The 13,636-nt window shown below is 37.6% G+C and carries 12 protein-coding genes and 1 riboswitch; of the genes, 6 read left to right on the top strand and 6 right to left on the bottom strand.

Going from position 1 to position 13,636, the window contains the following annotated elements; all coding sequences use genetic code 11:
* Positions 1-390: 390 nt before the first annotated feature.
* On the top strand, positions 391-591 hold the full coding sequence (locus tag GH715_RS19820; RefSeq protein ID WP_018931946.1) for an ADP-ribosylation factor GTPase-activating family protein: 201 nt from the start codon (positions 391-393) through the stop codon (positions 589-591).
* Positions 592-700: 109 nt separating this feature from the next.
* Here the strand turns inward: GH715_RS19820 and GH715_RS19815 are convergent, their stop codons facing one another.
* The 5 genes from GH715_RS19815 to GH715_RS19795 form a co-directional block, all read right to left on the bottom strand.
* Positions 701-2,209 carry a bifunctional metallophosphatase/5'-nucleotidase gene (locus GH715_RS19815; RefSeq protein WP_153836978.1) on the bottom strand — a complete coding sequence of 503 codons (1,509 nt, stop codon included), beginning with the start codon at positions 2,207-2,209 and terminating at the stop codon, positions 701-703.
* A gap of 269 nt (positions 2,210-2,478) precedes the next feature.
* Positions 2,479-3,579, bottom strand: coding sequence for an alpha-hydroxy acid oxidase (locus GH715_RS19810; RefSeq protein ID WP_153836979.1), 1,101 nt, complete (start codon positions 3,577-3,579; stop codon positions 2,479-2,481).
* Between the two features lie 9 nt (positions 3,580-3,588).
* A complete protein-coding gene (locus GH715_RS19805; RefSeq protein ID WP_153836980.1) occupies positions 3,589-4,263 on the bottom strand; it encodes a methionine ABC transporter permease in 675 nt (224 codons plus the stop codon).
* On the bottom strand, positions 4,253-5,287 hold the full coding sequence (locus tag GH715_RS19800; protein WP_153836981.1) for a methionine ABC transporter ATP-binding protein: 1,035 nt from the start codon (positions 5,285-5,287) through the stop codon (positions 4,253-4,255). The genes GH715_RS19805 and GH715_RS19800 overlap by 11 nt, the downstream gene beginning before the upstream one ends.
* Before the next feature lie 18 nt (positions 5,288-5,305).
* Positions 5,306-6,103, bottom strand: coding sequence for a MetQ/NlpA family ABC transporter substrate-binding protein (locus GH715_RS19795; protein WP_153836982.1), 798 nt, complete (start codon positions 6,101-6,103; stop codon positions 5,306-5,308).
* 80 nt (positions 6,104-6,183) lie between these two features.
* A riboswitch (SAM riboswitch) is annotated at positions 6,184-6,294 on the bottom strand.
* Positions 6,295-6,391: 97 nt separating this feature from the next.
* On the opposite strand from GH715_RS19795, the gene GH715_RS19790 reads away from it, so the two are divergent.
* The 4 genes from GH715_RS19790 to GH715_RS19775 all read left to right on the top strand — a co-directional run bounded on the left by GH715_RS19790 (position 6,392) and on the right by GH715_RS19775 (position 11,203).
* On the top strand, positions 6,392-7,534 hold the full coding sequence (locus GH715_RS19790; RefSeq protein WP_240469422.1) for an iron-containing alcohol dehydrogenase family protein: 1,143 nt from the start codon (positions 6,392-6,394) through the stop codon (positions 7,532-7,534).
* A gap of 4 nt (positions 7,535-7,538) precedes the next feature.
* Entirely contained in the window at positions 7,539-8,711 is a 1,173-nt protein-coding gene (locus GH715_RS19785) for a pyridoxal phosphate-dependent aminotransferase (RefSeq protein ID WP_153836984.1), read from the top strand.
* 645 nt (positions 8,712-9,356) lie between these two features.
* Positions 9,357-10,370, top strand: coding sequence for an AraC family transcriptional regulator (locus tag GH715_RS19780; RefSeq protein ID WP_153836985.1), 1,014 nt, complete (start codon positions 9,357-9,359; stop codon positions 10,368-10,370).
* A gap of 38 nt (positions 10,371-10,408) precedes the next feature.
* Positions 10,409-11,203 (top strand): SDR family NAD(P)-dependent oxidoreductase, encoded by a 795-nt coding sequence (locus tag GH715_RS19775; RefSeq protein WP_153836986.1) that lies wholly within the window; start codon positions 10,409-10,411, stop codon positions 11,201-11,203.
* A gap of 270 nt (positions 11,204-11,473) precedes the next feature.
* Here GH715_RS19775 and GH715_RS19770 read toward each other — a convergent pair whose 3' ends face one another.
* Positions 11,474-12,436 (bottom strand): helix-turn-helix transcriptional regulator, encoded by a 963-nt coding sequence (locus tag GH715_RS19770; RefSeq protein WP_153836987.1) that lies wholly within the window; start codon positions 12,434-12,436, stop codon positions 11,474-11,476.
* A gap of 142 nt (positions 12,437-12,578) precedes the next feature.
* Here GH715_RS19770 and GH715_RS19765 point away from each other — a divergent pair, with 142 nt between their 5' ends.
* On the top strand, positions 12,579-13,487 hold the full coding sequence (locus GH715_RS19765) for an SDR family oxidoreductase (RefSeq protein WP_153836988.1): 909 nt from the start codon (positions 12,579-12,581) through the stop codon (positions 13,485-13,487).
* The last annotated feature ends 149 nt before the right edge of the window (positions 13,488-13,636 follow it).

Here is a 13,636-nt window from a genome sequence, read left to right as displayed (position 1 = left end):
CTGTTTCACTTAGTTTTCATAGAATTTTTTACAGTTCCTCTTAAAAATATGAATAGTTCATATAGTATCAATAGATTCCCAAATATTTTGTCATAATTAGGCTAGTAGATTCGTTTTTTCATCGTTAAAATCTTGTATTTTTCAGCAACTATTTTATTCTTAGAATAGGAATCTTCATGTTTTGGAAAGAAATCTACTAGTTTTGCTAACGTACTATAAAGGAAATATGCGAAAATAGAGGATCATTCGTTGGAAATAAGGAATATGTCAAAAAGGATCTATTGCACATGGGTGGTATCTTTAGTGTTAATTGAGGCATAATTTTGATAAAGTGAGACCATGATTGGAAATTTTGCTGAAGGTTATAAAACGAATAAGGAGTGAATCAATATGCCAAACGATGAACTAGCAAAAAAAAGATGGCTTGCTATACCAGGTGACGTTCGCAAAAAGCTAGAAAGTAATGTGTTTTGTTCCAATTGTGGAGAAACGACAATTGTTGATTATGAGGTCGATTCTGTTAACCATACTATTATCTTAAAGGGTTATTGCAAAAAATGTAATGGAGAAGTTGCACGAGTGATTGACTAATGGTTCCATTCTCTACTATTGAACAGCCTCTCCCCTTTCAGAACTTGCTAAGTAATGGGGAGAGGCGTGTATGTCTAGAATAAAGGGAAAAGTACCATCCGTTATCAAATTAGTTTTCCAATACCGTAATCCTTCCTTCTATTGTCTCATGAATGACATCTAAATCTTTAGCATACTCGATTAACACTTCTGCATCTGTACGAGCATTTGTTTCATCAACCACTAGCTCACTTTGACTAAACATTGTAAATCCGTCTCCACCATTAAAAATATAATTTGGCATTACTACTGTATAGTTTTCTTGTAAGTCAAGCGGTTCATTATTTACCAAAATACGCTCTACTCGTGATCCTTCTGGTTTATTTCGATGATAGGAATATTTTATACCTGATACTTGTAAAAAACCACCGCTCAAATTTTCTACATTGGATACGCCGTGTTCTAAAGCCGCTCGAATAGTATCTCCTGTAACAGTAGCCATGATCACTTTATTGCGAAATGGCAGAATCGAGTAAGCATCACGCAATGTGAATTCACCTGCTGGCACACTCGCTCGAATACCGCCACCATTCATCAACCCGATATCCGCGTTAAAATAAGAACGATAACTATCCGCAACGAAATTACCTATATTGGTTTCTTGATATCTTGACTCTTGGTTGATGAGTGGTGTTTCTAACTGTGCAATGGATTGTCCTAAATCCTCCTCCAACTTATCTTCGTAGTAATCTGCAAAAGCCTTTAATTCTGGATCTTCAGGCACGGTGTGATCAACTTTTATAATTTCTGGATTTAATCTTATATCCTTTCCCTTCTTATGAATATCCAATCGGATGATGGAGCCGATATTACCTTCTGGAGCAAAGATATAACGATTATCGAATTCATATATAAAAGATTGATTTTCCGCTTTTTCCTCTGTAAAGACAGCATCAATTTCAGGAACAGCTGACAATAATTGCTTGTCCTTTTCTAAGCTTTGCTGTGTCAAAGCAATAATAACGTCCACTTTTTTCGCTTGCTTCATTGTTGCAACAGCGGTTTTGGCTGACTGAATCATATCCTGCTGTTCAACTTGATCATCAACTGTTGTCGTATCCATATCATCAGTTAGTCCGATTACTCCAATTTTAATTCCACGCTTATTAAAAATTTGATATGTTTCCACATCGCCAAAAGGTTTACCTTCTGGATCTGTTAAGTTAGAAGAAATCCACGGAAACGCTGATTCCTTCATTAATTCTTTTGTTACTTGAGTACCAAAGTCAAAATCGTGCTGACCAAAATTAGCAATATCAATATTAATTCGATTGAAAGCTTCTACAATAGGAAATCCTTGATATACTCCACCGAATAGTGTTCCTCCTCCTAAATCACCACCAAAGGCTACAACTGTATGCTTATTCTCTTCTCGCACTTTGTCAATAGCAGTTTTTAGCCTCGCCACTCCACCTCGATCCCCGAAATCGTTTACAACCGGACTCACTTCATGAGCATCATTAAAATAGAGCATTGTTGCTTTTCTAGAGTTATCCTTTGCCTCAACATTTAACTCATTGGTCATAAAAGAGCTCATCATTACAACCAATAATAACAGAATGAAAATAAGCCTTCTCATAAATCTACCTCTTCCTCTCTATTATTTCTTAATGAAATTCTAGCAAATGAATGTTAAATAATATTTAGGTTCTTGTGAAATTTTATGGTGCAAAAGAAGTAATTTTGTTCTTATTTTCTTTCAGAGGGTTGGAAAAGAATTGCTTTTCGGTTAGATCAGCATATAGACGTAACAGAGGGCGCAAGAAAAAAAGTGGTACCCTTCACCAAATTTGTGATGGTTACCACTCTTTTTTTTGTTTTTTCTCTTCTACTAAATATATCTATAGGTTAACTATCATGCCTTATAAACGAACTATCCAGTTTATTGACATCATTGACACCCATTAACTGTAACGTTTTGGTTAGATCATTCGTGATATTATCTACTACTTTCTCAACCCCTAACTGTCCAGCAATAGCTAATCCATAAATAAATGGCCGTCCTAAAAGAACAGCATCTGCTCCTAATGCTAATGCTGTGACAATATCCGGACCTGAGCGAATACCGCTATCTAATAAAATGGTTAATTGATCTTGTACCCTTTCTTTAATTAACGGTAAAGCATCAATCGATGTAATTGATCGGTCTAGTTGGCGTCCACCATGATTAGAAATGACGATTCCATCAATACCTATCTCTACTGCCTTCTCTGCATCATCAGGGTGCAATATTCCCTTTATATAAATCGGAAGTGATGTTGCCTTACGCAGTTCTTGTATATCTAGCCAATTTAATCCTGGCTTAAAAAAGACTTTTTGCATTTCTGTTCGCATTTCTTCCTGTGAAAGACTTGCTACATATGATTGAAAAATTGGATCATTCGTATAATTACTCATGCCTTTCCCTAAACGAAATGGCGAGTATTGATTGGTTAAATCTTTTTCACGATGGCCAAGCGTTGCCATATCAATCGTTACAACAATTGCTTGGTAACCTGCTTCTTCGGCACGTTGAACAAAGCTTTTAGCTAATGCTTCATCATTGGGATAGTATAATTGAAACCAACGATCTGCATTAGGGCAGGCTTCGGCTATCTCTTCAAGTGAATAGGATGATACCGTACTTGCGATAAATGGTATTCCATACTTGTGAGCAGCACATATACTTGCTTTTTCACCATTTGTATCAGCGAGAGCTTGCATTCCAACCGGAGCCAACATCATAGGTGACTGAATTGTCTCACCGTGAATCTTTTTAGCCAATGAAACAGTTGAAACATCTGCTCCAAATCGTGGTACTAATCGCCACTTTCTGAAAGATGTTTCATTTGCTCGCAACGTTTCTTCTCTGCCACCACCACTTTGAATATAATCAAAAATCTTTGGATCAAGTCGATCTTTGGCTTGTTGTTCTAATTCTTGAAAACGGATCGGAAAAGATACTGTCATAAACTCACCTTAATCTTTCTTCAATTTAGCTGATACACGGTTTCCGATCGTTTGTACACCTTGCACCAAAATAATTAAGATGATCACCGTGACATACATGATATCAGCTTGATAACGTAAATGACCATATCGATATGCTAAATCACCAAGACCACCAGCACCAACTAAGCCAGCCATAGCTGTCGCCCCGATAAGACCAATTGTCGCAATGGTTAAGCCTAATATAATCGATGGGCGCGCTTCACGAATAAGGACGTGCCAAATGATATGACGTGTCTTGATTCCCATTGCTTCATAAGCTTCGATTACACCGCGATCAACTTCTAATAAGCTCGATTCCATTAGACGAGCTATATAAGGTGCAGTAAACACTACTAATGGTACAATTACACCTTGCACACCAATCGTTGTACCAGCTACTAGCTTCGTGAAAGGTAAAATAAAAAATAGTAGAATAATAAATGGTATCGATCGCAATATATTAATGATAGTATTTAATATTTGATATAGAACCTTATTTTCTAATGCTTTACCAGGTCCAGTTAACGTTAACAAGACACCTAATGGTAAACCAATAATAATCGAAAGTGTTAAGGAGACACCTACCATGATCATCGTATCAATAAAGGCGTCCCAAATTTCAACTCCCCAATTATTGATAAAATCTGTAATGCTAGTTAACATGGTTGGTCCCTCCTTTTGTGTAAGGCTCTACGATTACGCCACTTTTCTCTAAATAATCGATCGCTTTTTGTGCCTCATTTTCAGTTCCATCTAGGTGGACAATTAAACGTCCGAATGGGCGTTCTTTTAAATCTGTAATATTTCCTCCTAGTATAGACGGAAATACATCATATTTTTTTGTAACTGCAGCTAGAGCTGGATCTCCAGCCGCATCACCTATAAATGAAAGTGAAACTAATTTGCCATTATTTTTCAACTTCTTCAACAACTCACCTGGAATATCATCATTAAATAGAGAATGAATAAACCGTTTAGCTGTGTCTGTTTCTGGTTTCGAAAAGACATCAATTACAGACCCTTGCTCAATTACTTCGCCTTGCTCCATCACAGCTACTTCATGGCAAATTTTCTGCACCACATTCATTTCATGTGTGATTAATAAAATCGTAATGCCTAATTCTTTATTAATTTTGCTTAATAATTCTAAAATGGCTTCGGTCGTGTCTGGATCAAGTGCACTTGTAGCTTCATCACATAATAATACTTTCTGTTCATGGGCTAATGCACGTGCTATTGCCACACGTTGCTTCTGTCCTCCAGATAGTTGAGCAGGATAAGCCTTTAACTTATCCTGCAAACCTACTATTTGAATATACTTTTCTACACGTTTATCAATATCCGATTTTGGTACGCCCGTTAACTTCAAAGGCAATGCAATATTCTCATAAACTGTACCCGTTTTTAAAAGATTAAAGGATTGAAAAATCATCCCCATTTGCTGTCTTACTTCATTTAATTGATTACCACTTAACTTGGTTAAATCGTGACCTTCAAATAAAACTTGACCAGAAGTCGGCTTTTCTAACAAATTGGCCATTCTGACTAATGTACTTTTACCAGCCCCACTATAGCCAATTACACCAAAAATAGATCCTTCCTTCACTTTTAGTGATACGTTATGAAGGGCTTTAACTTCTCTTTTCTTGTCTTGAAAAACTTTCGTTAAGTTTCTAAATTCAATCATGCTGTATGTGCCCCTTTCTTACCATGAAGGAACAACTGACCCTGCGAAGTCCTCCTCGATAAATTGTTTTACTTCCTCTGAACGATAAATATCAATTAATTGTTTAATTTGTTCATCTTCGACATTCTCTTCTCTCGTCGCTATAATGTTTACCCATGGTGAGTCTTTTGGTTCCATGTGAAGAGAATCCTCTGTTGGCACTCGTCCACTCTCTAGTGCATAGTTCGTATTAATCGCCGCAACTTGCACCTCACCTAATTGTCTAGGAATTTGTGATGCTTCTAGTAGTACAAATTCCAAGTTTAATGGGTTATCTTGTATATCCTTCACAGATACTGTAACATCTGCATCTTCTGGTAACGTAATTAAACCAGCATCTTCAAATAACATTAATGCACGTGGCTCACCTGAAGAGTGGTTTGGTAATCCTACCTTATCGCCTTCTTGCAATTCATCTAAACTAGCATATTGGTCAGAGTAAATCCCCATTGGGAAATTTACTGTATCCGCTACTTTAACTAAGTCTAAATCTCCTTCATCACGTGCATTATTCATAAACGGTTCGTGTTGAAAGATGTTTGCATCAAGTTCACCTTCGTCTAAAGCTGTATTGGGCATCACATAATCGTTAAAGACATGCACTTCTATCTCTAATCCTTCATCTGCTGCCAATTCTGCTACGTGATTTAAAATATCTTCGTGTGGTCCTGCCGTTACACCGACATCTAATGTGCCACCACTATCTGCATTTTCTCCTCCACAAGCTGCTAAAATAAGAATGATTGCTACACTAATAAATCCTACAAGCTTCTTCATGTTGTATCCCCCTCATATAATTTTCCATTAAAAAATCCCTATCTTCTTTTGAGATAGAGAATCCTATTTTCATAGTTTTTCTCTTATCTCCCAAACAGTTCAACTGTTTGCTGGATTTAGCACCTTTCTATAGAAGTATAGATGGTTGCCGGGTTTCATTGGGCCAGTCCCTCCACCGCTCTAGATAAGAAATTTTCAAATTTTATGCTAACGAGTATAGCGAACTACAGAATGTAAGTCAACCTTTTTTTCAGAAAATTCGATATATATTGACACTTATTCGTTCCAATGGCATACTTCTTACCATATCACAATCATCGAGGTGAAGAGATGGACACATTACATATCAAAGGCGCCCCTAATTATTATCAATGCCGAAATGGGCTATTATATGATCTATTTGATTTGTTACAACAACATCAATTTAACCAACTACTTGTTATTCATGGTGATCAATCATGGGCGAAAGTAAAAACATATTTTGCAGACCCTGCATTACCTTGCCAATTTATTGCTTATAACGGAGAGTGTTCACACCATGAAGTAGAGCGAATTGCAAAGTTAACTAAATCAGAAACAACAGCTGTGATCGGTATCGGTGGCGGAAAAATATTAGACATTGCCAAAGCTTGTGGAGACCGTTTAACCTTACCAACTATTTTAATACCTACGTTAGCGTCGAATTGCGCACCATGGACACCACTATCAGTCTTCTATGATCAGAATGGTAACTTTCAAGAATACATTATCTTCAACAGTAGCACTTATATGTTATTAGTAGATCCTAACGTGATTTTGGACTCACCAAGAGCCTATCTCCGTGCAGGAATTGGGGATACAATCGCGAAATGGTATGAAGCAGATGTCTTAACACGCGAGTTACCCGAAAAGCCTGTTTCATTAGACATCGCTTTATATGCAGCTAAGCTTTGTCGTGATGTACTGATCGATGAAGGTGAAGTGGCACTAGCAGCAATTGATCAACAATCGTACAATCATTCCTTTTTACGTTCGATAGAAACGATCATCATGGCAGGTGGAATGGTTGGCGGCTTTGGTGATCATTATGGTAGGGTATCTGGGGCTCATTCGATTCATAACGGTCTAACACACCTTGCTGAAACACATGATACCTTACATGGCGACAAAGTTGCTTACGGCGTTCTCGTTCAATTAGCAATCGAAAAAAGACTTGATGAAGTCGAAAAAATACTACCTTTCTATCAGCGTCTACAACTACCAACCAGTCTACACGATATCGGTGTAACAGAAATTACAGAGGAAAAAGTAGACTTATTAAGTAAAGGTGCTACGAAACCGAAAGAATCGATCCATTTTATGAATGTTTCTGATCCTAATGTAGTGCGAGAAGCTGTATTTCAATTGGAAGAATTCATTCGAAATAACGAAAGGAACCTAAACGGAGTGTGATGAAATGTTAGAGTTCGAACCATCCCATGCATTAAAAAGATTACCGGAACAATTCTTTGCAAAGTTAGTAAAAACAACACAAGCACTAAAAAAAGAAGGGCATGATGTGATTAACCTTGGCCAAGGTAACCCTGATTTACCAACACCTGATTTTATTGTTGAGGCACTACAAGAGGCTAGTACAAATCCTAAGTTTCATAAATACTCTCCATTTCAAGGGTACCCTTTTTTAAAAGAAGCAGTAGCTGACTTTTACCAAAGAGAGTATCAAGTAGATATTGATCCAAATAAAGAGGTTGCGATCATGTTCGGATCTAAAACCGGACTGGTAGAAATTAGCCAGTGTCTATTAAATCCTAAAGAGAAAGTATTAGTACCTGATCCTGGCTATCCGGATTATATGTCAGGTATTGCCCTAACTGATGCGATTCCTATCCATATGCCGTTAAAAGAAGAGAATCAATTTTTACCTAATTATCAACAGATTTCAGATGAAGACTTAGCAGATGCAAAGTTAATGTTCTTAAATTATCCGAACAATCCAACAGCTGCTACTGCAACGAAGAATTTCTTTGACGATACGATCGAGGTGGCTAAACAAAATCAGATTTGTGTCGTTCATGATTTTGCATATGGAGCGATTGGATTTGAAGAGGATAAACCACAAAGCTTCTTACAATCAGAAGGGGCAAAAGAGGTTGGCATCGAGATGTATACCTTATCGAAAACATTTAATATGGCTGGATGGCGGGTAGCCTTTGCTGTCGGAAATCCTTCAGTTATTGAAGCAATTGAATTGATACAGGACCACTATTATGTCAGTATTTTCGGTGCTATTCAATCCGCTGCGAAAACCGCACTAGACGAAGGCAAAAGTGCCATAGCGGAATTAAACAATACCTATCAGCAAAGAAGAGATGTCTTCTTACAACAAGCAGAGAAAATCGGTTGGCATGGAGGTACAGCAAACGGATCATTCTTTGTATGGATGCCAACTCCAAAAGGATATACATCAGAATCCTTTGCAAACCTTCTATTAGAAAAGGCGCACGTCGTCGTTGCCCCTGGAAATGGCTTTGGAGCTTCAGGTGAAGGATATGTCCGGATTGGGTTATTAGATGAACCTGACCGTTTACGTGAAGCGTGTGATCGGATTGGGAAGTTATCATTATTTTAAATCTATAAGGGCATCATCCTGAAAAAGCGAAACTTATCATAGCATTAGTTCACCCGGATCACTTTGCACTTGAGTCGATGACCACTCTTCCTTTGATATATGATTCCCTTTCTTGGATATATGCCTTTATCCAAGGAAGAGAATCACTTATTTGATAAGTGCCTCTTCCCCTTCCAATTTCATTTCTCCACTTTTGGTTGAAGATATTTTATTTTCCCATATCGTCTCATCATCATGTTCAACATATATCATATATTCCTTTCCTCAACGAACGCCTCCAAATGCAAGAAGTTTAAGGGCAATGAAATCCCATCAACGATATGTAACCTACCGGATAAAAAAACGCATGATATATTGGCATGCAGAAGGTACAGAAGGAATGGTCAAGATTAAAACAAGGAATACTGAACAAACGTTGCTATAGGTTTATTTAACAGAGCAAAAACATAGTGTTAGAGAGTATCGAAAAGTAAAGGTTATATCAACAAAAGGCATTATTTGACGTAAACAGTTAGTGAAATGGCGTCTTGTGCTAGTTACAAAGTGTCATTGGGTTGATAATATAATAACTGTTCTATCAACAAGGCAGACACAATCAAAACTTGTGAATGAATAGATGCTAAGGGAAAGGGAGGGACTTAAAAAATGGCGGCTTATACTCGTATTAAATTCCCGGCAGGATTTTGGACAGGATTACGTCAATTAGAGATTGCCCCCGAAGAAGTGGTTCGAAAAGCGGGGCTTCCACTCACTATTATTAATGAACCAGTTGTCACCGCCTCACAATACTTCTCCATTTGGCAGGCTTATTCCGATATCATAGGTGACACCGCCAAAGGAATTATCAAGCTAACGACCGGCTTCGAAACAGTTCATTTTCCACCAACCGTTTTAGCAGCTTACCACGCCCGTGACTACCGTGATGCACTAACACGCATGGCTCGATATAAACGAATGTGCCCACCTGAAAGCTTACTTATCATAGAGGAAGGAAATGATTGTACTATCGAACTGGAATGGTTGTATACAGATCAACCGGGCCCCGCGATGTTGACTGGTATCACGCTTGCATTTCTTTTAGAGTTAGGACGCCGGGGAACTGGTCAACCATTGACAGCGAGATCCGTTGAATTTTCACATTCAACGGCTGATGTTCAGTCACTTGAAGCTTACTTCGGATGCCGTGTCCAAACCGATGGAAGTAGTAACAAAATTACGCTCCATAGAAGTGACCTTGACCGCCCCTTTGTCTCGTATAACGCAGAATTGCTTGAGGTCCTGACTCCTGTATTGGACCAATCATTAAATGGTCATCAACTTAGCAACTCCATTACCGAGATGGTCAAGTGGATCATGAAACGTAGCCTTGCAGGAGGGTGTTTCAACATTCAGACTGTTGCAGGCGAATTGGGGATAAGCAATCGTACTTTGCAGCGCCGTCTTCACGACGAAGGCACAAGCTTCAAGCATCTGTTAACACAAGTCCGGCAAGAGCAAGCACGAGAGTACTTAGCAGATCCCTCGCTCGATATTAGTGAAGTGGCCTTCCTGATTGGATATGAGGACCAAAACTCATTCTATCGAGCCTTTAGGCTTTGGGAGGGGGATACTCCTTCAAATTGGCGTGCTGAACATTTAGATACAAATTCGATAAACTGACCATGCTTTCCACTATAAATAAAAAGGAGAAATGTATTATGGATATGGGATTAACCAACAAAACGGCTTTAGTTACTGGTTCAACGAAAGGTATAGGTAGAGCAATTGCTATAGAGCTTGCCAAAGAAGGTGTTAACGTCCTTATTAATGGACGAGATTATGAAGAGGTAGAACAAATTGTAAATGAGCTTAAAACAGATTTCCCGACTACCTCTCCTCAAAATGCTACAGCTGATCTTGTGGATATTCAACAACGAAAAGAGTTATTCCAAAAATATCCGATTATTGATATATTAGTTAACAATATGGGTGTTTATGAAATCATGCAATATAAGGACGTTGACGATGAAGTATGGGAGAAATATTTCCGTACAAATGTCCTTGCAGCAAATGGATTATCCAAATTTTATTTACCTAAGATGTTGAACAATGATTTTGGACGAATTATCTTTATTGCGAGTGAGGAAGCAATTATGCCTTCAGGACAAATGCCTCAGTATTGTATGACAAAATCAATGTTATTATCATTGTCAAAAAGCTTATCTAAATTAACAATAGGAAAAGAAGTTACAATCAATACGATCATGCCAGGACCTACACTCTCTGAAAATGTGCATCAAATCATTGAGGATACGTACGCTAATAAAGATATGCCCTTTACAGAAAAGGAGAAGGAATTTATGACTGCAAACTTGCCTCAATCTGAAATACAACGATTTATCAGACCAACTGAAATAGGTAGGCTAGCTACATTTGTCAGCAGTCCCTATGCATCCGCATTTAAAGGGTCACCAATCCGGATGGATGGCGGGCTGATACCGACTATTTTCTAACGTTCTTTAAGTACAGGTAGAAATGGGAAAGAACATCATGCTAAGGACTTTATCCATGTTCCAGAAACGGGCGCTATTGTTTAAGATTAAAGGAAGAAAATGATCAAGCTTTTTTATAAAACCGAAATAAAGAAGAATCCATTTTGATTAATTTTTTTAATAGATTCTTCTTTATTATCGTAAAGTACGGGTTTGTGAGGTGTCTTTAATCAAACTTCATTTTAACATTATGTAATTTTAGGTACTGTTTAGCTATTCATTAAAAACCTTTTATTCATGATGGTAAAAGTCGATAACAGACTTTGCTAACGACACAACTTTATCCGGAAGATCATTTGGCGAAACGACCTTTATTTTATTTGCAAATCCTAATATAAACTCTATTGCCTCTTGTTTATCATTAAATCTTAAAGTCGCTGGTATCCATTCGTTCTCATGTTGATTTTCTGTGTCTATCACTTGAACAAACTTACCTGTAAAATTTATTCTTTTCATTATTTCTGGATGTATTTCTACTTGTACATCATATTTCGGTAATTTTTGTATAAACTCTACTTTTGATTGTTCCCAGTATGCCGCCAAATTAAAATGAAGTGGTCTACTAAAAGTTTCATTTTCAATTTTTGTAGAGTGTATGCGTGATACCCTGTAATTACGTAGCTCTCCATCTCTTGAAGCAACAAGATACCATTTATTCCCCTTGGCTACCAACCCTAATGGTTCAATCAACCTTTCTTTTTGTTTTCCATCGACCTGTTCATAATCAATTTTTAGTTTCTTACTTTCCCAAACAGCCTGTTGGACGGTTTTGAGTGCGTGCGCTTTTTCTTTGGATTGCCGCCAAGTGCCCGAATCGATATGAATTCTTTCCCACATCGCTTGTGCTTCGTCTCGATAAGTACCTGGGATGGCTGCAAGTAACTTATGCCTAGTATCTAATGCTTGGCTATTTAATCCTAGGTCTTCGAGTAATTTTCCTGAAGGGAATAGAAATAGAGATTTCATGTCATCCATGTTTAATCCACTCAATTTACTGCGGAAGTTATCTAACAGACGCCATCCTCCCTCTTTCCCTCTATCAGAAACAACGGGTATCCCTGCAGTACTTAATGCATCCATGTCTCTAAGGATCGTTCTGTCTGATACCTCTAGTTCGTTGGCTAATTCCTTTGCTGTCATTTTTCCTCTGTTCTGTAACAAAATCATAATGTTCATTAATCTATCTGCTCTCATAAAATCCATCCTTTGGATAAAAATAATAAATTAATTATATTAATATGACAAAAGGTGTCGACATTATAGATTATACTATAGATGTTACAAAATGGAAGTAAATGAAAGATATTTTAATTATGTAGAAGGAGGAGCATGTTAAATGAAATCTTTAAAGGGACAAATAGCTTTGGTAGCTGGTGGAACAAGAGGAGCAGGACGTGGTATTGCTATGGAATTAGGGGCTGAAGGAGCTACTGTCTATATCACTGGTCGTACTACACAAAATGAACCTTCTGAATATGGACGCCCTGAAACGATTGAAGAAACAGCAGAATTAGTAAATGATTTAGGTGGAGTCGGAATTGCTGTTCAAGTTGACCATCTGGTACCTAAACAAGTGCAGTCCTTAGTTGAAAGAATTGAGAACGAACATGGAAGATTAGATATACTTGTAAATGATATTTGGGGAAGTGAATATTTCATAGAGGATACACCTGTTTGGAAGCATTCCTTAGAAAAAGGCTTAAGGATGTTAGATTTGGCTATTAATACTCATATCATAACAAGTCATTACGCACTTCCTCTATTGATTAAAAATAAAGGAGGATTGGTGGTTGAAATGACAGACGGCACAGAAGAATATAATAACAATAATTACCGTGTATCTTTGTTTTATGATTTAGCTAAAAGCTCTGTTATCTGCATGGCTAAGGCATTAGCACATGAACTTTCACCTTATGAATGTACTGCTATTTCTGTTACGCCAGGCTGGATGCGCTCGGAAATAATGCTTGAAGAATTTGGGGTAACCGAAGAAAACTGGATGGATGCAACAAAGTTAGAACCCCATTTCGTTATCTCTGAAACACCACGCTTTACCGGACGAGCAGTTACTTCAATAGCAAAAGACCTCAATAAAAATCGGTTGAACGGACAGTCACTATCAAGTGGTAAATTAGCTAAAATGTATAATTTTTTTGATGTCGATGGATCTCAGCCAGATTGTTGGAGATATTTAGTTGATGTGCAAGATACTGGTAAACCTGCCAATGCAGAAGGTTACCGATAATAGATGTATAAACAGGGAAGGCAAACAAAAATATGATATTAAGCTCTGTTTTTCAGTAAAAAGGCGATAATCATGATAAGAATTAGTAAATCGGTGCTATTACAAATATGGGAACTGTAAAAAATTCTATGAAAACTAAGTGAAACAGG

Source organism: Gracilibacillus thailandensis (genome assembly GCF_010994055.1).
Classification (GTDB): Bacteria; Bacillota; Bacilli; order Bacillales; family Amphibacillaceae; genus Gracilibacillus; species Gracilibacillus lacisalsi.
The sequence above is the reverse complement of the archived record's forward strand: the minus strand, read 5'-3'. Positions and strand labels throughout refer to the sequence as shown.

Excerpts from the sequence above, each read along its gene's own strand:
- GH715_RS19780 (WP_153836985.1), top strand. The coding sequence starts at position 9,357 with ATGGCGGCTTATACTCGTATTAAATTCCCGGCAGGATTTTGGACAGGA.
- GH715_RS19815 (WP_153836978.1), bottom strand. The coding sequence starts at position 2,209 with ATGAGAAGGCTTATTTTCATTCTGTTATTATTGGTTGTAATGATGAGC.
- GH715_RS19770 (WP_153836987.1), bottom strand. The coding sequence starts at position 12,436 with ATGAGAGCAGATAGATTAATGAACATTATGATTTTGTTACAGAACAGA.
- GH715_RS19820 (WP_018931946.1), top strand. The coding sequence starts at position 391 with ATGCCAAACGATGAACTAGCAAAAAAAAGATGGCTTGCTATACCAGGT.
- GH715_RS19800 (WP_153836981.1), bottom strand. The coding sequence starts at position 5,287 with ATGATTGAATTTAGAAACTTAACGAAAGTTTTTCAAGACAAGAAAAGA.
- GH715_RS19805 (WP_153836980.1), bottom strand. The coding sequence starts at position 4,263 with ATGTTAACTAGCATTACAGATTTTATCAATAATTGGGGAGTTGAAATT.
- GH715_RS19765 (WP_153836988.1), top strand. The coding sequence starts at position 12,579 with ATGAAATCTTTAAAGGGACAAATAGCTTTGGTAGCTGGTGGAACAAGA.
- GH715_RS19790 (WP_240469422.1), top strand. The coding sequence starts at position 6,392 with ATGGCATACTTCTTACCATATCACAATCATCGAGGTGAAGAGATGGAC.
- GH715_RS19795 (WP_153836982.1), bottom strand. The coding sequence starts at position 6,103 with ATGAAGAAGCTTGTAGGATTTATTAGTGTAGCAATCATTCTTATTTTA.
- GH715_RS19775 (WP_153836986.1), top strand. The coding sequence starts at position 10,409 with ATGGATATGGGATTAACCAACAAAACGGCTTTAGTTACTGGTTCAACG.
- GH715_RS19785 (WP_153836984.1), top strand. The coding sequence starts at position 7,539 with ATGTTAGAGTTCGAACCATCCCATGCATTAAAAAGATTACCGGAACAA.
- GH715_RS19810 (WP_153836979.1), bottom strand. The coding sequence starts at position 3,579 with ATGACAGTATCTTTTCCGATCCGTTTTCAAGAATTAGAACAACAAGCC.